The sequence below is a fragment of the bacterium genome (assembly GCA_024742285.1).
In the GTDB taxonomy this organism is placed as follows: Bacteria; Myxococcota_A; UBA9160; order UBA9160; family UBA4427; genus UBA4427.
The window spans coordinates 57,070-77,389 of the sequence record JANSYR010000013.1; the positions used below are offsets into that span (position 1 = coordinate 57,070).

The following is a 20,320-nucleotide window of genomic DNA, read 5'->3' on the forward strand; positions in this document are numbered from 1 at the left end:
TCGGAGGCGTGCGCGTCGCCTCCCGGCGCCCCTACACTGGCTGTCGAGTCGGCGCGGAATGGCATGCCACTGGGCCGGGTGCCGTTGATCGCTCGTCCGTTGCGGCGCTCGTCCGCGCCCGGGGAGCTTTCCCATGTCCATCACCGATACGCCGCTTCGGCCGGACCAGTTCGATCGGTATCGGCGTCATCTGACGCTGCCGGAGCTGGGACTCGAGGGGCAGAAGAAGCTGCTGGGGAGCAGCGTGCTGCTGATCGGAGCGGGCGGACTCGGCTGCCCGACGGCGCAGTACCTGGCGGCCGCCGGAGTCGGGCGGATCGGGCTCGTGGACGACGACGTCGTGAGCGCGTCGAACCTGCAGCGCCAGATCCTCTATTCGACCCACGACATCGGACGTCCGAAGGTGGAGGTCGCCGAAGAGCGTCTCACGGGCCTGAACCCGGACGTGAAGATCGAAGGGATCCAGACGCGACTCGATTCGAGCAACGCCCTCGAGCTCTTCGCCGACTACGACGTGATCATCGACGGGACCGACAACTTTCCGACGCGCTACCTGACGAACGACGCCTGCGTGCTGCTCGGCAAGCCGAACGTGCACGGCTCGATCTTCCGCTTCGAAGGACAGGCCAGCGTCTTCGATGCGCGCCACGGGCCCTGCTATCGCTGCCTCTACCCGGAGCCGCCGCCGCCCGGGGCCGTCCCGTCCTGCGCGGAGGGCGGCGTGCTCGGGATCCTGCCCGGGACGATCGCGCTCGTGCAGGCGACGGAGACGGTGAAGCTGCTGACCGGGCTCGGTCGCTCGCTCTTCGGCCGGCTGCTCCACTACGACGCGCTGGAGATGACCTGGCGCGAGTTCAAGATGTCGAAGGATCCCGGCTGCGCCCTCTGCGGCGAGTCGCCGTCGATCACCGAGCTGATCGACTACGAGGGGTTCTGCGGCATGCCCGCGCGGGAAGGGACCGCCGAGGACGAGCTCGTACAGACCTCGGCGAGCGCGTTCGCGGCGCGGCGCGCGGCCGGGGAGGACCCGTTCCTGCTCGACGTGCGGGGCGCGGACGAGCGGGAGACGGCGGTCATCGAGGGTGCCCACTGGATCCCCCTCGACGAGCTCGAAGCGCGGATCGGCGAGCTGATCCCGATGAAGGACGCGCCCCTCGTCGTCCACTGTCACCATGGCGGTCGCAGCGAGAAGGCGGTTCGGCTCCTCCTCGAACGCGGTTTCCGCGGGGCCGAGAACCTCGACGGAGGGATCGAGGCCTGGTCCCTGACCGTCGATCCGAGCGTCCCCCGCTACTGATCCTTATGCTCCGCCCCGCTCGCGCTCGGCGGGTGCGACGCTCGCCTGTGGGCGCTGTGCTCGGCGCGCTACTCGTATTCCGCGCTGTGCTCGGCGCGCTACTCGTATTCCGCGCTGCGCACACGGCGCGCTCATCCGGAGATCGACCGACTTGGCGAACGTGAAGCTGCCCGACCCGCTGGCCCGACGACACCTGCTCGAAGGCAAGATCGACGCCGCCAAAGCGCGTGCGATCGGAGAGGCCTATCTCGCCGCCGAGCGGGAGCTCGAGGCGATCGACTTCCTGGCTCGGGGCGACGCGGGGGGCGTGCTCGCGTCGCTGCAGGCGGTGGCGCTCGAGCGGGGCGACGTCTTCCTGTTCCGGGCAGCCGCCGGCGCGGCCGGGGCGACGATCGAGGCGTCGACGTGGTCCCAGCTCGCCGAGGTCGCTTCCGCGGCGGGGCGCGAACGCGACGCCGAGACGGCGAAGCGCCTCGCGACCGTCGGCGACTGAAGCCCGGGAGACCCTCTTTGTCCGAACGGGAGCGTGCGGGGCGGGGCGGCGCGCAGCGGGAGATCCGGATCCGGAACGCCCGCTCGCACAACTTGCGCGGCGTCGACTGCACGATTCCCCTCGGCGCGCTCACCGTCGTCACGGGCCCTTCCGGGTCCGGGAAGTCGACCCTCGCCTTCGACACGCTCTACGCGGAGGGCCAGCGCCGCTACGTCACGTCCCTGTCGGCCTACGCGCGCCAGTTCCTCGAGCGGCTCCCGCGCCCCGAGGTCGACTCGATCTCGAACCTCCCGCCCGCGATCGCGATCGAACAGCGCAACGGCGTGACGGGCTCCCGCGCCACGGTCGGCAGTGCGACCGAGGTGCTCGACCACCTGAGGCTGCTCTTCGCGCGGGTCGGCGAGACGCGATGCGGTGACTGCAAGGAGACGGTCGAGGCGGGTGGCGTGCTGGCCACCGCGGATCGGGTCGCCGCCGAACACGCCGGCGAACGCATCTATCTGGTCGCGCCGGTCCGGAGCGGCGAAGGGCGCGCGGCCGAGGTCCGGGACGCGCTCGTCCGCGACGGGCACGCGCGTCTGTTGTCGCAGGACGACGAGGTGATCGATCTCCTCGAGACGACGCCTCGCCGCAAGCCCTCGAACAAGGAGCCGTGGTGGCTGCTCCTCGACCGGCTCGCGCTCCGGGGCGAGCAAGAGGAGCGGACGCGGCTCGTCGAGGCGATCGCCGAGGGCTTCGCCCGGAGCGGCGGCGAGATCGAAGTCCGTCGCGCCGAGCCCGGGGGTGCACGGAAGACCCACCGCGAAGGCCGCGTCTGCGACGGGTGCGGCCGACGCTTCCTGGAGCCGACCCCGGGGCTCTTCTCGTTCAACAATCCGCTCGGGGCCTGCGAGACCTGCGAAGGCTTCGGCCGGATCGCGGAGATCGACTGGGACAAGGTCGTCCCCGATCCGACGAAGACCCTGGAAGACGATGCGATCGCGCCCTTTGCGACGAAGACCTCGCGCCACCTGAAACGAAGGCTCCTGGTGGCGTGTGCAGAGCTCGGGGTCGACACCGACGTGCCCTTCGGCGAACTCTCGGAGGCCGATCGCGAATGGGTCTTCGAGGGCGACGACGAAGTCTGGGGCGGCGTCCGCGCGTTCTTCGACTGGCTCGCGGGCCGCCGCTATCGCGTGCAGGCGCGGGTCATGCTCGCGCGCCATCGCCGCTACGACCCCTGTCCCGACTGTGATTCGACGCGGCTGTCCGAGGAGGCGCGATCGGTCTGGATCGAGGACCGCACGATCGCGGACCTCGGCCGCGCGACCCTCGAGGACCTGCTCGCATGGGCGGACGATCTCGCGTCGCGTCGCGTCGGCGGAGAGGGCGCGGAACGGCTGCTCGAGCTGATTCGAACGAAGCTGCGCACGATCCACGCAGTAGGACTCGGCTATCTCCATCTCGACCGGATGGTGCGGACCCTGTCCGGAGGCGAGGCACAGCGGATCCAGCTCGCGACGGCCCTCGGTGGCAGCCTGACCGCCTCGCTCTACGTGCTCGACGAGCCTTCGATCGGGCTGCACGCCGCCGATCTCGAGCGCCTGCTCAGGGTGCTCGAGGCGATCCGGGATCAGGGGAACACGGTCGTCGTCGTCGAGCACGCGCTCGCCTTGATCGAGGCGGCGGACCATCTGATCGATCTCGGTCCCGGCGCGGGACGACACGGCGGGGAGATCGTCGCCGCCGGCCCGGTCGAGGAGATCCGCGCTCGGACGGAGTCGAAGACCGGGGCGGCGCTTCGCGGTGAAGCCGGGCCGCGAGCGCGTCGCCGCCGAGACGTCTCCCGCGGACCGCGTCTGGTGATCCGCGACGCGACGGTCCACAACCTGCGCGGCCTCGACGTCGACATCCCGCTGCGCGCCCTGGTCTCGATCTCCGGTGTGTCCGGGGCAGGGAAGTCGACGCTGCTCCATGAAGTCCTCGTGCCGGGGCTCGGTCCGCACGCGAGCCTCGATCCGTCGCGTCGGGTGCCGGCGACGATCCGGGGGGGTGAGCGAATCGACCGCGTCGTCGTGGTCGACCAGGCGCCTTCGACCCGGAGCGCGCGCTCGAATCCGGCGACGGTCACGAAGGCCTTCGATGGGATCCGGCAGCGATTCGCGGCGACCCGTGCGGCGAAGGCGCGCGGGTTCACGGCGGGCACGTTCTCGTTCAACGTGGCCGGCGGGCGTTGCGACGAATGCGAGGGGGCGGGCGAGGTCGTGATCGACATGCAGTTCCTCGACGACCTGCGTGTCCCCTGCGACGCCTGCGGCGGTCGCCGCTACCGCCGGGACGTCCTCGACATCGAGCTCGACGGGCGCACGATCCTCGACGTGCTCGAGATGTCCCTCGAAGAGGCGTGCTCGGTCTTCGAGGGCGACGCGAAGATCGCCGGTCGACTCGAGCCCCTGGTTCGCGTGGGGCTCGGCTATCTCACCCTGGGCCAGCCGCTCTCGACGCTCTCAGGGGGCGAGCACCAGCGCCTCCGGCTCGGTCAGGCTCTGGTCGAAGGCGCGGAGGGTGCGCTCTACGTCTTCGACGAGCCGACCACGGGACTCCATCCGGCCGACATCGCCGTCCTGCTGGCCTGTCTGGACGAGGTCGTGGAGGCGGGGGCCAGCGTGCTGCTGGTGGAGCACGACCTCGACGTGATCGCGGCCTCGGACTGGGTGATCGACCTCGGTCCCGGCGGGGGCCCGATGGGCGGACGCCTGGTGGCCGAGGGGCCGCCCGAGGCGGTGGCCCGGGTCGAGGGCTCACTGACCGGCAATCTGCTCGCCGCGCGCTTCGGCTGAAGCCCCGAGCGGCGGTTTCCCCTCAAATGATCCGAGCGGTTCACCGATGCAGCGACCGTGAGCCTCGATCCCGGGACAGAGATGGACGCGGAATCCGCCGAGCCGGTGCACTACAGCGAGTGCGTCGAGCAGGTCGGGTCGGCGCTCGCGCGCGATGGCGCGCTCGGCGTGATCCTGATCGACGGGGCGCCGCTCGAGCGGATCGAACGGACCTACGGCGTCCAGGCCCACCGCAAGGCGACGGACATGCTCCGCAGCCTGGTGCGCGAGGTCTGCCGTCAGGACCTGGCCGATCACGACCTCGTCGTCGGTGGCTCCGCGAGCCCCGACGAGCTGGCCATCTTCTTCGAGCGTCCCCGCTCCGACGATCGATTCTATCGCGAGCGCCTGCCCGAGCTGGCGGGACGACTGCTCGAGCACATCGCCGCGAACGGACAGAAGATCGTCTACCCCTACGACCGCGATGCGCCCTACCTGCCGATCGGTCACGCAACGGTCTTCCACAATCCCGGGCTCGGCCCCGAGCGGCAGATCCTCGAGGCCTTCGAGCAGGCCCGCCGGGACGCCGCGCTGAACGGGGCGATCGCCCGCCGCGAACGGCACAAGGTCTTCCAGGACCTCGTCCTCGCCGAGGACATCGCGATCCTCTACGAGCCGATCGTGAACATCACGACGCGCGAGGTGCTCGGCTACGAGGCCCTCGTGCGGGGTCCCTGGAAGAGCGAGCTCCATTCGCCGAACCGGCTCTTCCAGCTGGCGGAGGAGACGGGCCTCGTCTTCGAGCTCGACTGCCTCTGCCGCCGGACGGCGATCCGCGGCGCGCGGGGACTCGAGGCCGGTCGCAAGCTCTTCCTCAACTGTCTACCGACGGCGATCCACGATCCCGCGTTCCGGGGTGAGGTCCTTCAGCAGACCCTGCAGGATCTGCACCTGCGACCCGAGGACCTCGTCTTCGAGATCTCGGAGCGAGAATCGATCGACAATTTCTCGATCTTCCGCGAGGCCCGCGACTACTACAAAGAGCTCGGCTTCCAGATCGCCCTCGACGACACGGGCGTGGCCTACGGCAGTCTGGAGGCGGTCATGGAGCTCGCCCCCGACTTCATCAAGGTCGACATGTCGCTCGTCCGCGGGATCGATACCGACCCGCCCCGTCAGGAGCTCCTGCGCGCCCTGCACGCCGTCGCCGGCAAGCTCGGCGGACAGATCATCGCCGAAGGCATCGAGACCAGCGAAGAGCTCGAGACCCTGCAGCGCCTCGGCATCCCCTACGGCCAGGGCTATCTGTTCGGGCGCGCCGCGCCGCTCCGACGCGCGCAATGACGCGCGTCTCGCGTCGCGCCACGCCCGAATAGATACGCGGCCTTCGGCCGCGGGCTGACTCTTCTTGCGGCTGGGGGCCGTCGGCTCGCCGTCGGCGCAGATTGCCCCTCAGGCGACGCCGAGCGCGTCGTTCTGGCTGTGCGTTCCGAGCGACGATCCGTGCTTGCTCGGAGCGCTGTTCGGGCGTCGTCGACATACTGCCCGCCGGATTCTCTCCCATCGGCCGCTCGCCGCCCGCGCGGCATCGGCTTCGGGAGTTCGTCGTTGCGATCGCGATTCCGACACGAAGCCCCGACTCGACCCATGCTCGAAAGGCGGAGGCACACCGAGCGATTGGGCGTCGCCATGAGGGCTCTGCGCTGCGAAGGCGAGCTGAACGTCCCCTGCCGCAAAAGAGGACGAGCGCGCAGCGGCTTCGCCGCTGCGCGGCCCGGCCTCCGGCCGGGCCGCCGCCAGCCGACGCCGACGGCGTCGGCTGGCGGCGAGGGACGGGAATCGAACCCGCCTGGAACGCGGCGACGCGCTCCACACTCGATTTGAAGTCGAGGCCGGGCACCAGCCTCGGAAACCTCGCCGCGGGCGGTCGGTGTGCTCCGCCGACGCGAATACTAGCAGTCCATCGAGGAACGTTTCTCCGGGATGTGCGGTGCAAACACGACGGACTCGCGTCGCGAACGGTTCCCTCGCGACGTGCTTCGTGTCATGCTTGGCGCGTGCCCGACTACTCGCTCGGTGACGTTGCTCGCATCCTGAAGGTCTCGCCCCGGCGCTTGCGCTACTGGCAGAAGACCCAGCTCGTCACGTCCGAAGGAAGAGGCGACCTCGCGGTCGGCGACGACGCCCAAGAAGAGGCCCAAGAGGAGGCCGAAGAGGACGCCGAGGAGGGCTACGCCTTCCGCGACCTCGTCGTGCTGCGGGCGATCGTCTCCTTGATCGACAAGGGCATCCCGCTCCAGCGCATCCGCCGCAATCTCGAGCTGTTGCGGGATCGACGGCCGGAGCTCGACGATCCAGCGGCGGCGCTGCGGCTCCTCGACGATGCGTCCCGGCAGCTCGTCGTACGCCACGACGACGGCCGGCTGGAGGACGCCGGCGGGCAGCTGCTCCTCGAGTTCGATGCGGAGGGGGAGGTCGGGGATGCGGGCGCCGTCGCGTCGCTCGCCGACTTCGAGGCGGAGCACCGCGCCCCCGCGGACCCGCGCGACGAAGCGATCGAGTGGTTCGAGCAGGGCTGTGAGCTGGACGCCGAGGCGTCTCGTTGGGCCGAGGCGATCGAGGCGTACGAGCGAGCGATCGAGCTCGATCCGGACTACGCGGACGCCTTCTGCAACCTCGGCGCCGTCCGGTACAACCAGGGCCAGCGGGCCGAGGCACGACGCGCCTTCGAGGCCTGTCTGTCCCGGGAGGCCGATCACGTCGAGGCGAACTTCAACCTCGCCAACGTGCTGGAAGAGGAGGGCGACGACCGGTCCGCGCTCGCCCACTATCGCCGCGCCCTGGCCGCGGATCCGCTCTACCCGGATCTCCACATCAACCTGGCGCTGCTTTACGAAAAGCTCGGTCGGGAGAAGCCCGCCTTCGATCACTGGCGGCGCTATCTCCAGCTCGATCCCGAGGGCCCCTGGTCCGAGGTCGCCCGAGGCAAGCTCGACCGGAGCACGGATCACGCCTGAACCGCCGCCTGCGGGCGCTCGGCGAGTCGGGCCTTGCCTTCGCTTGTGGGCGCTCGGCGGATTGGCTGCGGGCGCGGGTGCCTGCGGGTGCTCGGTCGATGGGGTGCGGGGGCGGCTACTGCTCGCGCTCGCTCACCGAGTTGCGGTAGGTGTCGGCGTCCAGCAGGCCCTCGAACTCGTCGCCATCGGTGGGGCGCAGCTTGATCAGCCACCCGTCTCCGTAGCAGGCCTCGTTCACGAGCTCGGGCTGCTCTTCGAGGGCCTCGTTGATTTCGAGGACCTCGCCGGTCAAGGGGGCGAAGAGGTCGGAGACGGCCTTCACCGACTCGATCGTTCCGAAGGGGGCGCCGGCTTCGGTGGAAGCGCCGACCTCGGGAAGCTCGACGAAGACGATGTCCCCGAGCTGATTCTGGGCGAAGTCCGTCACGCCGATCAAGACCGCATCGCCCTCGTGTCGCACCCACTCGTCTTCCTGGGTGTACTGGAGTTCGTCCGGAATCTGATAGTCGGCCACGTTGTCGGTCTCCATGATGCGGGCTCTTCCTCGCAAGCGGCGTCCGGCCCAATCGACGTCGCCGGACAGCTTCGCTGCTTCGAATTCGAAACCGAGACCACCCGATCTCAAAGAAAGGGCGTCTGGACGATCACCGCTTCGACGTCCTTCTTGCGGACGCGAATGTCGATGCGGTCGCCGACCTGGCTCTTCGAGCGCGGAACGTAGCCGAGGCCGATCGACTTTCCGAGGGTGGGGCTGGGGGCGCCCGAGGTCACGCGGCCGACGACGGTGCCGTCGATCACGATCTCGTAGTCCGCCCGGGCGATCCCACGGCCGACCATCTCGAACCCGACCAGACGGCGGGGGTCGGCTTCATCCGCTCGCGCGGCAAGCGCTTCGGCCCCGATGAAACCGCGTGCGAGGGGCTTCACGAAGCGGTCGAGGCCGGCTTCGAAGGGCGAGGTGTCGCGGTCGAGCTCGTGCCCGTACAGCGGGAGCGCTGCCTCGAGACGCAGCGTGTCGCGGGCGCCGAGGCCGGCCGGGAGCAGTCCGGCGGGTTCGCCGGCCTGCATCAGGGCTTCCCAGAGCGCGACGACGTCCTTGTTCTCCACGTAGAGCTCGAACCCGCGCGAGCCGGTATAGCCCGTGCCCGAGGTGAGGACGGGAAGGCCGGCAATCTCGCAGGAGGCGATGCGGAAGCGCTTCGGGAGCGGCGTTCCAGGCGAGCAGAGGCCGTCCAGGATGCCCCGCGCCGCGGGCCCCTGGAGCGCGAGCAGCGACGTCGATCGGCTGCGGTTCTCGACCTTGACGCTGGCCCCGGCGTGCTCTCGGATCCAGCCGTGGGCGGTGTCGACGTTCGAGGCGTTCACGCAGAAGAAGTAGTCCTCTTCGTCGACCCGACTGAGCATGACGTCGTCGATGCAGCCGCCGTTCTCGTCGAGCAGCAGGCCATAGCGGGCCTGCCCGACGGCCAGGGTCGAGACCTCGCACGTCACGAGCTCTTCCGCCGCTGCGCGGGCGCGCTTCCCACGCAACTGGATCTGTCCCATGTGCGAGACGTCGAAGAGCCCGGCGCGCTCGCGGACGGCTTTGTGCTCCTCCTTGATCGAGGAGTACTGGACCGGCATCTCGTACCCCGCAAAGGGAACGAGTCGCGCGCCGAGCGCCGCATGGGTCGCGTGGAGCGCGGTGCGCCGGAGCTCGCCGGCTTCTTCGCTCACGCGCTCGCGAGTCCCTTGCGGCTCTTGTAGGCCTCGAGGGTGTTGCGCAGCAGCATGGTGATCGTCATCGGACCGATTCCGCGTCGCGACGGAGTGATGATCCCGGCGATGCCCTGAGCGGCCTCGAAGTCGACGTCGCCGACCAGCTTGCCGTCGACCTCGGTCACGCCGACGTCCATCACGGCGGCGCCGGGCTTGATCCAGTCGCCCTTCACCATTCGTGGGTTGCCCGCGGCGGCGACGAGGATGTCCGCGCCGCGGCAGACACCGGGCAGGTCCTGGGTGCGCGAGTGGCACATCGTGACCGTCGCATTCTGCTGCTGGAGCAGGATCGAGACGGGCTTGCCGACGATGTTCGACCGGCCGATCACGACCGCGTTCCGGCCCGAGATCTCGACACCGTGTCGTTCGAGGACGGCCATCACGCCGAGGGGGGTGCAGCTGATCAGATCGGCGTTGCCGAGCAGGAGGCGGCCGAAGTTGAGCGGGTGGAGCGCGTCCGCGTCCTTCGCCGGATCGATCGCCTCCGCGACGGCTTCCGGCGAGATGTGCTTCGGGAGCGGGAGCTGGACCAGGATGCCGTCCACCGAGTCGTCGCCGTTCAGCTTGGCGAGCAGGTCGAGGAGCTCGGCCTCGGTCGTCGATTCGGGGAGGATGTGCTCGGACGAGTCGGCGCCGATCCGGGCGCACGCCCGCTGCTTGCCCTTGATGTAGGACTTGCTCGCCGGGTCGTCGCCGACCAGGACGACGGTCAGCTGGGGTGGGCGGTGTCCTGCGGCGACGAGCGCCTCGATCTCCGCCTTCATCTCGTCACGGAGCGTGTTCGCGAGGCCGAGCCCATCGACGGTGACCGTGTCGATCTTCTGCGCCATCTAGGCTGCGCTCTTGCTGGCTTTGGCGCCGGAGGACTTGCTCGAGCTCTTGCCCGAGGTTTTGTCCGAGGACTTCCCGCCCGAGCCGTTCTTCGAGGGGCTGCTGCTTCCGCTGCTGCCGCCGCCCGAATCGTCGCCGCCGGAGTCACCGCCCGACGAGCTGGAGCCGCCCTTGCCACTGCCGTACCCGTCCGCATACCAGCCGCCGCCCTTCAGGATGAAGTTCGGGGCCGACAGCAGGCGCTTCGCCTTCTTCGACTTGCACTCGGGGCAGGTCTTGATCGGGTCCTCGGTGATCCGTTGGACGCGCTCGAATTCGTGTCCACACTTCTCGCACTGATAATCGTAGGTGGGCATCAGGGACTCCTGGCCAGGATGTGGGCGGATGCGGGCGTGAGGCAGGTGTGACTTGCGGTGACTGGATCCGAACGGGCCGGCGGACGCGCTCATCCACCTGGACGGAGGGACCCGGGCGGCGTCCCTCGGTCCGCTGCCCGGGAAGACTCGGCACGGCCCGTCGTCGCGCAAGGCTGTCGCAGGGACCACCCCCCGGACTCCGCGCGCGGGCGGACCCGGACGGCGCCTTTGATATCCCATCGGGGCGGGGCGCTCAACCGGGAAACCGCGCCGAGACGCGTCTCAGCGCGGCCAGAGGGCCCATCGGGGCGGTCTCGGTCGCTAGGCGCTGGGCCCCGTGGCGAGGGGCGTCGCCTCCCAGGCCGGCGTCGCGTCTTCCACGTACTCGGCGGGAGCCGCGCTCTGCTCGTCCTCGGCGCTGACGGTCCGGGGCTCCGCCTCGAGCGCCGCGGATCGCAGCGCATCGGCTGCGGGAGCGGACTCGAGCAGGGTCTCGTGGGTGCTCTCGAGGCTCTGCGCGAGCGGGGCATCCTCGGCCGGGTCTGCTTCCAGGGTGTCGAGCAGGGCCATGTGCGTCTCCGCGGCGCTGCGGAGGGATTCGGCGAGGCGGGAGCGCAGGGCGCGCATCTCGCGGATGTCCTGAGCGAGGCGGGCGACGCGCCGGTGGGAGGCGTCGAGGATCTTCTCGGCGCGGACCTCGACCTCGGCCAGCCGCAGCTCGGCCTCGCGCTCGGCGTTGCGCGCCATCTCCTCGGTCATCGACTGGGCGCTCACCAGGGTCTCCTTCAGGAGATGCTCCTGGGCGGAGAGCTCCTCGATCCGCGTCTCGAGGCGAAGGATGCGGTCCGCCTGGCTCCCGTTCTCGCGGACCAGGCCCTCGTAGTCCTCGGAGACGATCCGGAGAAAGGCCATGACCTCGTCCGGGTCGAAGCCTCGGAAGCGGGTGGCGAACTGGTGGCTCTGGACGTCGAGCGGGGTCATGCGCATGGCGGCGATCTCCTGGCTGAGCGACGCACGCGAGGGCGCGTCGGGAGGCGCAGGACACCGGCAGGGAACCCACGGCCTCGCGCAGGAAATCGGTCACATCCCCGACGATCTTGAGGAAATCCGTCACATCGCCCCACCTGTGCGACGGGGCGGCCCTCAGCCGTCCTTCAGGTCCTTGGAGCGCTGGGTGGCGGCGGCCACGGCGTCGTAGAGGGCCGCACGGACGCCCCCGGTCTCGAGTCGCTCGAGCCCCGCGATCGTGGTTCCGCCGGGCGAGGCGACCTGATCCTTGAGCACGCCCGGATGTTCCCCGGTTTCGAGGGCCAGCTTGGCGGAGCCGAGGACCGTCCGGATCGCGAGGGCCTGCGCGGCGTCGCGGGGCAGGCCCTGACGGACGCCGGCGTCCGCGAGTGCCTCGATGATCAGGAAGACGTAGGCCGGACCGCTGCCGGAGAGCCCGGTCACCGCGTCCAGCAGGTCCTCGTTCGGCGCGCGCCAGCACCAGCCCGCGGCGTTCAGCACGGCCTCGACGAGACCCGTCTCCTCGTCGCCGACGGTCGCGGCGGGAACCCACGCCGTGGATCCGGCGCCGACGAGCGCCGGCGTGTTCGGCATCGTCCGGACGACCCGTGCGCCGGCGGGGAGCGCCTCCTGGAGCGTCGCGAGCGGCACCCCGGCGGCGATCGAGATCCAGAGCGGCTTCTCGCAGATCGAGTCGTCGAGGGCGGCGAGGAGACCGGCGACGGCGCCGGGCTTCACGGCCAGGATGACGATGTCGGATCCGGCGACGACTTCTGCGTTATCGGCGGTACTGGTCGCCCCGACCGCGGCGGTGAATTGATCGCGGGCCGCTTCGAAGGGATCGGAGCCGAGGATCTGCGAGGCCGGGACGCCGGACTCGACGAGGCCACCGGCCAGCGCTCGCGCCATCGCGCCGCAGCCGAGGAAGCCCACGCGTCGACCTTCGAGGTCGGGGTTCGCCATCTCTGTCCATCCTCCGATTGGGCCGCACCCACGGTCCCGCTACGCCTGGGCCCGCTCTCCGAAGAGCGCGGTGCCGACGCGCACGAGGGTAGCGCCCTCCTCGACGGCGACCTCGAGATCGGCGGACATGCCCATCGAGAGCGTGTCGAGAGTCGCGTCCGGCCTTTCGGTCGCGAGCCGATCGCGGAGCTCCCGAAGGCGCCGGAAGACCGGTCGAGCCTCCTCCGGATCGGCGCTGGCCGCGGGCACGGTCATGAGCCCGCGGAGTCGGAGCGACTCGCACGCTTCGACCCGATCGATCAGGGCAGGCAGCTCGTCCGCCTCGCAGCCCCCTTTCTGCGGCTCGCCGCAGAGGGAGACCTGGAGCAACACGTCGAGCACGCGGCCCTCGTTCTCGACGCGTCGCGCGAGGGTGTCGACGAGCGCGACGCGGTCGACGCTCTCGATCGCATCGAAGAGGCGCGCCGCGAGTCCAGCCTTGTTGCGCTGGAGCCGGCCGACCATGCGCCACTCGAGCCGGATGCCTTCCGCGGCGGGATCGCCGGCCAGTGCGGATTCGATCTCCGGGCGGATCTCGCGCGCCTCCTGGATGTAGCTCTGACCGAGGACGTGCACGCCGGCGGCGATGGCCGACAGGATGCGCGGGGTCGGCTGTTTCTTGGCGACACCGACGAGCGTCACTTCCGCCGGATCACGGCCCGCGCGCTCCGCCGCCCCACGGATCCGCTCGAGAACGGCGGCCCGACGAGCGCGTCCTTCCTCGAGCACGGTCGCGTCGAGGGTCGAGATCCGCACCGCGCTCATCGACCCAGCACCTCGTCGGACACGCCCGCTTCCGAGAGCAGCGCGAGGGATTCTTCGAGGGGCAGGCCGATCACGTTCGTGCGACTGCCGCGGACACCGACCACGAAGCGCGCGCCTTCGCCCTGGAGCGCGTAGCCGCCGGCCTTGTCGAGGGACTCGCCGACGGCGACGTACTCCTCGACCTCGGCGCGCGTGGCCGGACGCATCTCGACGTGGCTCGTCACGACCGTCGTCCACGGTCCCCGTCCGTCGGTCCAGGCGACGGCGACGCCGGTCATCACGCGGTGGGTCGTGCCGACGAGGCGCGACACCAGCTCGACGGCATGGGCCGCGTCGCGCGGCTTGCCGAGCACGGACTTCCCCGCGACCACGATCGTGTCGGCACCGAGGACCGGGCAGGGCGGGACGTCGTCCCTTCGCCCGGCGACGTCCAGACACTTCTCCTGCGCGAGCCGGACCACGAGGTCCTCGGGCGTCTCGCCGTCGCGGGTCTTCTCGTCGATTCCCGACACGTCGACTCGGAAATGGAGGCCCGCCTCACCCAGGATCTGGGAGCGCCGGGGCGAGCCGCTCGCGAGGATCAGGCGCGCAGCGGTGGCGTCTTCGGGGGTCGGATTCGGGTTCGGCACGCGGGCGAGGTACCGGATGGGCGCGGGCCTCGTCAAGCCGACCCATCGCGCTGGGCGCCGGCTCGCCGGACCGCGCCGTTTCTTGCGGACGCGAGGGCCCTCGACTACGTTCCGGCGCTCTTTCCCAACGGCGCCCAAGCTGTTGAAATCCAAACCGTTTTCGTTTTCGCCGCGCGGGGCCGAGGGGCCCGATGCGAAGCCACGTCCCCCGCAAGGGAGGGCCCAGGTACGGGCGGACGCAGACCGGAAGGTTCAGGAAGCAAGCGATGGCTCAGATCGTGATCGCCAACTACCTCGGGAGTGGACGGGTCGTCTTCCTTGCCAAGGGGTCGAGCGAGGGCTCGGTCGCCTGGGGCGAACTCATCGACACGGCCGAGGTGGCGGCGGACGACGCTCGAGCGAACGCGCTGCTCGCGCTCGCGGAAGCCGACGTCGCCGAGCGGAACGTGGTGATGGATCCCTACCTGATCGATGTGGAAGAGGAGGGCGGTTCGCTCCGCCCGACCAAGTATCGCGAGGCGATCCGAGCCCTCGGGCCCACGGTTCGTCAGGACCTCGGCAAGCAGGCCGAAGGCGCGGAGGCCTAGACGCATGTACCGCTACGACGAATTCGACCATGCGCTCGTCCAGGATCGGGTGGCGCAGTTCCGGCGGCAGGTCGAGCGCCGCATGAAGGGCGAGATCAGCGAGGAGCAGTTCCGGCCGCTGCGCCTGATGAACGGGCTCTACCTCCAGCTCCACGCCTACATGCTCCGCGTCGCGATCCCCTACGGCACGCTGGACTCGCGCCAGATGCGGAAGCTCGCGTACATCGCGCGCCGCTACGACAAGGGCTACGGCCACTTCACGACGCGTCAGAACATCCAGTACAACTGGCCGAAGCTCGAGGAGACGCCGGACATTCTGGCCGAGCTCGCCGAAGTCGAGATGCATGCCATCCAGACCAGCGGCAACTGCATCCGCAACGTGACGAGCGATCAATACGCCGGTGCCGCGAAGGGTGAGATCGAGGATCCGCGCATCTGGTGCGAGATTGCGCGCCAGTGGTCGACGCTCCATCCCGAGTTCTCGTTCCTGCCGCGGAAGTTCAAGATCGCGATCACGGGCTGCGAGCACGATCGCGCCGCGGTCAAGGTCCACGACATCGGCATGATCATGACGCGCGATGCCGCGGGCGAGGTCGGCTTCGAGGTCCTCGTCGGGGGCGGGCTCGGACGGACGCCCTTCGTCGGCAAGACGATTCGCGAGTTCCTGCCGAAGGAGCACTTCCTCTCCTACATGGAGGCGATCCTTCGCGTCTACAACCAGCTCGGCCGCCGGGACAACAAGTTCAAGGCGCGGATCAAGGTCACGCTCCACGAGACCGGGCAGGAGGAGTTCACACGCCTCGTCGAAGAGGAGTGGGAGGCGATCAAGGACTCGACGCTCAAGCTGCCCAAGGAAGAGATCGACCGGATCGCAGCGCACTTTCAACCGCCGGCGTGGAAAGCGCTCGATGACGCGGCGCCGACCTGCGATGCGCGGGCCGCATCCGATCCCGAGTTCGCCGCGTGGCTCCGACACAACGTCGAAGAGCACAAGACGGCGGGCTACGCGATCGTGAACATCTCCGTCAAGCCGCCCGGCGAGCCGCCGGGGGACGTGACGGACGTCCAGATGGAAGCGATGGCCGACGTGGCCGACGCCTACAGCTTCTCCGAGCTCCGGGTGACCCACGTCCAGAACGTGACGCTCCCGCACGTGGAGAAGGAGCAGCTGCCGGCGCTCTACGACGACCTCGCGAAGCACGGCCTCGCGACGGCGAACGTGGGACTCTTGTCGGACATCATCTGCTGCCCCGGGCTCGACTACTGCGCGCTCGCGAACGCGCGCTCGATCCCGATCGCGCAGGAGCTGACCAGGAAGTACACCCTTGAGAAGCAGCAGGAGATCGGCGACATGCAGATCAAGATCTCCGGCTGCATCAACGCCTGCGGTCATCATCACGTGGGCAACATCGGGATCCTCGGCGTCGACCGGAAGGGCGAGGAGCACTACCAGGTCCAGCTCGGCGGGTCGGCGACGGAGGATGCGTCGCTCGGCAAGATCATCGGCCGCGGCTTCACCGCCGACGAGGTGGTCGACGTCGTGGACAAGCTCCTCGATACCTACCTCGAGCTGCGCGAGGGCGACGAGGCCTTCATCGAGACCTACCGCCGGGTCGGCATGAACCCCTTCAAGGAGCGGGTCTATGGCACTGCTTGAGCGCAAGGACGGCGGTGCCGCCGTGATCGAGGACCGGTTCACGCGGGTCGACGATGACGCGGCGCTTCCGGACGGTCCGGTGATCGTCTCGCTCTCCCGATTCCTCGAAGAGCGGGACACGCTCCTCGCGCGGGACGCGGAGCTCGGTGTCTGGCTCGATTCGGACGAGTCGCCGACGCCCCTCGAAGCGGATCTGGGAAGCCTCGCCGTCGTGGCGTGCAACTTCCCCGCCTTCAACGACGGCCGCGGCTTCTCCTACGCGCGGATCCTGCGCGAGCGCTTCGGCTACGAAGGCGAGGTCCGGGCGATCGGTGAGGTCATGCTCGAACAGGCGCCCTTCATGGTGCGCAGCGGGTTCGACACCTTCGAGCTCCAGGACGTCTCCGGCGTCGCCGAGTTCAAGGCCGTCGTGGAAGAGGTGCGGACGGTCTATCAGCCGACCGGCGACGGCCGCGCGACCGCCCTCCAGCGACGCCTCGGGCGCTAGCGGCCCGGCGGCGCCTCGCTCGGATTCCGCCACGCGCCCGTAGGACGGACCGCCCATGGACATCCGCAACGGCTTCCTCGACACGATCGGGAACACGCCACTGATCCGGCTCATCCGTGCGTCGGAGGAGACGGGCTGTGAGATTCTCGGCAAAGCCGAGTTCCTGAACCCCGGTGGATCGGTCAAGGACCGCGCCGCGCTCGCGATCGTCGAGGACGCGGAAGCGAAGGGGCTGCTCCGCCCGGGAGGCACGATCGTCGAGGGCACCGCCGGCAACACCGGGATCGGTCTCTCGCTCGTCGGCACCGCGCGCGGCTACCGCACCGTGATCGTCATCCCCGACACGCAGAGCCAGGAGAAGATGGACATGCTCCGGCTCTGCGGTGCCGATCTCCGTCCCGTGCCGGCGAAGCCCTACAAGGATCCCGGCAACTACGTCCACGTCTCCCGGCGCCTCGCCGAGGAGCTCGCCGCCACGAGTCCGAACGGGGCGATCTGGGCGAATCAGTTCGACAACGTGGCGAATCGCGAGGGACACCGGCGCACCACCGGCCCGGAGATCTGGGCCCAGACCGACGGACGCCTCGACGGCTTCATCTGCGCCGCGGGCACCGGCGGCACGATCGCGGGGGTCGGTCTCGCGCTCAAGGAGAAGAACCCGGACATCGTGATCGGTCTGGCGGATCCGGAGGGCGCCGCGCTCTACCACTACTACGAGCACGGCGAGCTCAAGGCCGAAGGCTCCTCGATCTCCGAAGGGATCGGCCAGGGACGCATCACGGCGAACCTCGAGGACGCGCCGATCGACGTCGCCTTTCGCATTCCGGACAGTGAGTGGCTCCCTGTCGCTTTCCGCCTCCTCGCCGAGGAGGGGCTCTGTCTCGGAGGATCCGCCGCCGTGAACGTGGCGGGCGCGCTCCGGCTGGCGAAGCGGCTCGGTCCGGGGCACACGATCGTGACGGTCCTCTGCGACTCCGGGCAGCGGTACCAGAGCAAGATGTGGAATCCCGAGTTCCTCCGCGAGAAGGGGCTGCCGGTCCCGGAATGGCTCGACTGAGCGCCGTCGAAGGGCATCGGCCACGGCTCGCCGACCCGTCAGAGGTCGGCTTCGGGGCGGCTCCGGGCTGCTAGGCTGGTCGCGTCCGGTCCTCGTCCCGGACCCCGCCTTCGAGGGAGGCCGAGATGCCGGTCGAGATCTCCATCGAGCTGCTCCAGGTCGGTCTCGGGCTACTCGTGCTCGGTCTCCTCTCCGGTGCCTGGAGGTCGAGTCGGGGCAGGGAAGTCCCGCTCGGCTGCTGGCCGCTGGCCTGGGCGACGTTGGTCGCGAGTGGCGGGATGCGCGTCGCGGGCGTCTCCGTCGCCCAGGAGTACTTCGCGACGGTCGTATTCTGGGGGTTCCTGCTCGCCGGTGCGTATCACTACGCCGGGCGCGCAGCACCGCGATGGCTCCTGCCCGGCGCGGCCATGGCCTGCGGAGCGATCGCGCTCTCGCTGCTTCTCGGCAACGGCCTGCTGACCGGGTCGCTGGTCCTGGTGGTCTCGTTGGGGGCCGCAGCTCAGTCCGCATGGATGGTTCGAGCGGCGGCGGCTCGGCGGGAGGCGACTCTGCTTCACCGCTCGCTCCCCTTGGGCTTCCTGCTGGTGGCGCTCGTCGGCTTCCTCGATCACGCGGTGCTCGACCGGCAGCTCGAATCCGTCGCTCTCTGGCTCGTCTGCGGAATCCTCGTGGCGACGCATCAGGCGATGGTCGTCTTCGACCTGATCCGCCGCCGCGCAGACCAGATCGCCAGCGAGCTCGAAGCGTCGGTCTCGCTCCTCCAGGCGACGCTGGAGGCGACTGGAGAGGGGATCCTCGTCGTCGATACCGGGGGGCACTACCGAAGCTTCAATCGTGCCTTCGGCGAGATGTGGCAGATCCCGCAGGAGGTTCTGGACCAACGGGAGAGCGAAGTCGCGCTCCGACACGCGATGCATCAGCTGAAGGATCCCGAGGAGTTCTACGCGACCGTGAAGCGCCTCTACGAAGACGCCGAGGCGGAGAGCTTCGACATCCTCGAGTTCGAGGACGGCCGTGTCTTCGAGCGGTACTCGCGGCCTCAGCGCGTGGGCGACGAGGTCGTCGGTCGCGTCTGGAGCTTCCGGAACGTCACCGAGCGGACCCGGGCCGAGGAGGAGGCCGCGCGCCATCGCGATCATCTCGAGGAGGTCGTCGAGGAACGGACGAGAGAGCTGATCGGCTCGAGGGACAAGCTTCGGCAGGCGGATCGCCTCGCCGCGATCGGGACGCTCGCGGCCGGCGTCGCGCATCAGATCAACAATCCGATCGGGGCGATCCTGAACGCCGCCGAGTACGCGCTTCTCTGTGAAGATCAGGACGATGCGCTGGCGGTCTTCGGTGACGCGCTGCGGGCGAACGCGGACGAGGCAAGGCGATGCGCGGGGATCGTCCGCGGGATGCTCCAGTTCTCGCGACAAGAGCCCGTCGACAAGACGGTGGGCGATCTGAATCAGGCCGTTCGGATCGCGGCACGCTCGGTCGAGAGCTACGCACGCGACGAGGGGGCGCGCATCGATCTCGAGCTCTCGGAGGAGCAGCTGCCGGTGCGCATGAGTCCGCTGGAGATCGAGCAGGTCGTCGTCAACCTGATGCGCAACGGCATCGAAGCCTGTGAGAAGGACGCGGTCGTGCGCGTCGTGACGCGGTCCGAATCGGGTCGAGCCTGGATCGACGTTCTGGACAACGGAAGAGGCGTACGCGCAGAAGATCGGACGAGGATCTTCGACCCCTTCTTCTCGACACGGCTCATCGAGGGCGGCACGGGTCTCGGCCTGAGCGTCGCGCACGGGATCGTGACCGATCACGGTGGCCGGATCGCGGCCTTTCCGGGCGGCGACGACGGGGGCACGCGATTCAGCGTCGATCTGCCCCTCTCCGAAGGGGACGCCGACGACGCCTGATCAGCGCTCGCGGCTCCCGGAGAATCGTCCGGCGACCAGGAGTCCGATCCCGAAGACGAGCGCCGCCGAGGGCTCCGGCACCGGATTCGAGACGTTGATGTTGATGTCGCCGCGGTAGGTCTGCTTGGTGTCGACGTCGGTGAGCGTCACCCAGGTCGACAGACCGTACTCGCAGTTCTTGTCGTTGAGGCAGGTCCCGAGCTGCGCCTGGTAGTCACCGGTTCCGGGCATGCGCACGATCTCGAAGGTGTGGCCGGCCCAGGCGCCGTCGTGCGCGGTCAGCGTGCCGGTCACCGTCTTGGCGAACATCCAGTCGTCGCGCTGGTTCGCCCACGTCGTGCCCTTGATCCGTCCGTCGTCGAAGCCGGTCAGGACCCCGAACTCGTCGCCGCGGAGGATCGTCTGGAACGTCACGTCGATCGACCAGGTCGAGCCGTCGGAGCCCGAGACGAGGTCGCCTTCGAGGAGCCAGCGGTCGTCCATGAGGGTGAGGGTCGCGTCGTCCTCGAAGTGGAGGTGGCGCTGATCGAGGCCGGGCACCCAGACCGAGTGGCCGTCGTCGCGGAAGGACTCGGCCCGGAGGGTTTCGGCCTTGAAGGTGCTCGCGGTCGCCGTCGCCGCGGCGATGACGAGCGTGACGACGAGAATGCCGAGAGCGGCGGGCAAGGATCGCATGA

Annotated in this window: 19 protein-coding genes and 1 tRNA gene; 10 read left to right on the plus strand and 10 right to left on the minus strand. The window is 69.5% G+C overall.

Translation table 11 applies throughout. The features are described from left to right. The first annotated feature begins 133 nt into the window (after positions 1 to 133). The 4 genes from moeB to NXI30_21215 all read left to right on the plus strand — a co-directional run bounded on the left by moeB (position 134) and on the right by NXI30_21215 (position 5,932). Entirely contained in the window at positions 134 to 1,297 is a 1,164-nt protein-coding gene (gene moeB / locus NXI30_21200) for a molybdopterin-synthase adenylyltransferase MoeB (protein ID MCR9096747.1), read from the plus strand. 151 nt (positions 1,298 to 1,448) lie between these two features. Continuing rightward, positions 1,449 to 1,790, plus strand: coding sequence for a hypothetical protein (locus NXI30_21205; protein ID MCR9096748.1), 342 nt, complete (start codon positions 1,449 to 1,451; stop codon positions 1,788 to 1,790). Between the two features lie 17 nt (positions 1,791 to 1,807). Then, positions 1,808 to 4,609 carry an excinuclease ABC subunit UvrA gene (uvrA, locus tag NXI30_21210; protein MCR9096749.1) on the plus strand — a complete coding sequence of 934 codons (2,802 nt, stop codon included), beginning with the start codon at positions 1,808 to 1,810 and terminating at the stop codon, positions 4,607 to 4,609. Positions 4,610 to 4,666: 57 nt separating this feature from the next. Further along, positions 4,667 to 5,932, plus strand: coding sequence for an EAL domain-containing protein (locus NXI30_21215; GenBank protein MCR9096750.1), 1,266 nt, complete (start codon positions 4,667 to 4,669; stop codon positions 5,930 to 5,932). A gap of 476 nt (positions 5,933 to 6,408) precedes the next feature. On the opposite strand, the gene NXI30_21220 is transcribed toward NXI30_21215, so the two are convergent. Then, positions 6,409 to 6,507, minus strand: a tRNA-Sec gene (locus NXI30_21220). A 138-nt stretch (positions 6,508 to 6,645) separates the two neighbouring features. Here NXI30_21220 and NXI30_21225 point away from each other — a divergent pair. Further along, positions 6,646 to 7,605 (plus strand): tetratricopeptide repeat protein, encoded by a 960-nt coding sequence (locus NXI30_21225; GenBank protein ID MCR9096751.1) that lies wholly within the window; start codon positions 6,646 to 6,648, stop codon positions 7,603 to 7,605. A gap of 115 nt (positions 7,606 to 7,720) precedes the next feature. On the opposite strand, the gene gcvH is transcribed toward NXI30_21225, so the two are convergent. The 8 genes from gcvH to NXI30_21265 form a co-directional block, all read right to left on the minus strand. Beyond that, on the minus strand, positions 7,721 to 8,134 hold the full coding sequence (gcvH, locus tag NXI30_21230) for a glycine cleavage system protein GcvH (protein ID MCR9096752.1): 414 nt from the start codon (positions 8,132 to 8,134) through the stop codon (positions 7,721 to 7,723). Positions 8,135 to 8,226: 92 nt separating this feature from the next. Continuing rightward, positions 8,227 to 9,321, minus strand: coding sequence for a glycine cleavage system aminomethyltransferase GcvT (gene gcvT / locus NXI30_21235; protein ID MCR9096753.1), 1,095 nt, complete (start codon positions 9,319 to 9,321; stop codon positions 8,227 to 8,229). Continuing rightward, positions 9,318 to 10,181, minus strand: a complete 864-nt coding sequence (gene folD, locus NXI30_21240; GenBank protein MCR9096754.1) for a bifunctional methylenetetrahydrofolate dehydrogenase/methenyltetrahydrofolate cyclohydrolase FolD — start codon at positions 10,179 to 10,181, stop codon at positions 9,318 to 9,320. Before folD ends, gcvT begins: the two co-directional genes overlap by 4 nt. Before the next feature lie 12 nt (positions 10,182 to 10,193). Further along, positions 10,194 to 10,550 carry a zinc ribbon domain-containing protein gene (locus tag NXI30_21245; protein ID MCR9096755.1) on the minus strand — a complete coding sequence of 119 codons (357 nt, stop codon included), beginning with the start codon at positions 10,548 to 10,550 and terminating at the stop codon, positions 10,194 to 10,196. Positions 10,551 to 10,871: 321 nt separating this feature from the next. Next, positions 10,872 to 11,537, minus strand: coding sequence for a DivIVA domain-containing protein (locus tag NXI30_21250; GenBank protein MCR9096756.1), 666 nt, complete (start codon positions 11,535 to 11,537; stop codon positions 10,872 to 10,874). Between the two features lie 156 nt (positions 11,538 to 11,693). Continuing rightward, positions 11,694 to 12,521, minus strand: a complete 828-nt coding sequence (gene proC, locus NXI30_21255) for a pyrroline-5-carboxylate reductase (protein MCR9096757.1) — start codon at positions 12,519 to 12,521, stop codon at positions 11,694 to 11,696. A 39-nt stretch (positions 12,522 to 12,560) separates the two neighbouring features. Then, a complete protein-coding gene (locus tag NXI30_21260) occupies positions 12,561 to 13,325 on the minus strand; it encodes a YggS family pyridoxal phosphate-dependent enzyme (GenBank protein MCR9096758.1) in 765 nt (254 codons plus the stop codon). After that, entirely contained in the window at positions 13,322 to 13,954 is a 633-nt protein-coding gene (locus NXI30_21265; protein ID MCR9096759.1) for a Maf family protein, read from the minus strand. The genes NXI30_21260 and NXI30_21265 overlap by 4 nt, the downstream gene beginning before the upstream one ends. A 266-nt stretch (positions 13,955 to 14,220) precedes the next feature. Between NXI30_21265 and NXI30_21270 the strand changes: the two genes are divergently transcribed. The 5 genes from NXI30_21270 to NXI30_21290 all read left to right on the plus strand — a co-directional run bounded on the left by NXI30_21270 (position 14,221) and on the right by NXI30_21290 (position 19,643). Then, entirely contained in the window at positions 14,221 to 14,541 is a 321-nt protein-coding gene (locus tag NXI30_21270) for a DUF2849 domain-containing protein (GenBank protein ID MCR9096760.1), read from the plus strand. A 4-nt stretch (positions 14,542 to 14,545) separates the two neighbouring features. Next, positions 14,546 to 16,198, plus strand: coding sequence for a nitrite/sulfite reductase (locus NXI30_21275; protein MCR9096761.1), 1,653 nt, complete (start codon positions 14,546 to 14,548; stop codon positions 16,196 to 16,198). Then, entirely contained in the window at positions 16,185 to 16,685 is a 501-nt protein-coding gene (locus tag NXI30_21280; protein MCR9096762.1) for a DUF934 domain-containing protein, read from the plus strand. Before NXI30_21275 ends, NXI30_21280 begins: the two co-directional genes overlap by 14 nt. Before the next feature lie 55 nt (positions 16,686 to 16,740). Continuing rightward, entirely contained in the window at positions 16,741 to 17,742 is a 1,002-nt protein-coding gene (locus NXI30_21285; GenBank protein MCR9096763.1) for a cysteine synthase A, read from the plus strand. 125 nt (positions 17,743 to 17,867) lie between these two features. Then, entirely contained in the window at positions 17,868 to 19,643 is a 1,776-nt protein-coding gene (locus tag NXI30_21290; protein MCR9096764.1) for an ATP-binding protein, read from the plus strand. On the opposite strand, the gene NXI30_21295 is transcribed toward NXI30_21290, so the two are convergent. Continuing rightward, positions 19,644 to 20,318, minus strand: coding sequence for a hypothetical protein (locus NXI30_21295; protein MCR9096765.1), 675 nt, complete (start codon positions 20,316 to 20,318; stop codon positions 19,644 to 19,646). It lies immediately after the preceding gene. Positions 20,319 to 20,320 lie beyond the last annotated feature (2 nt).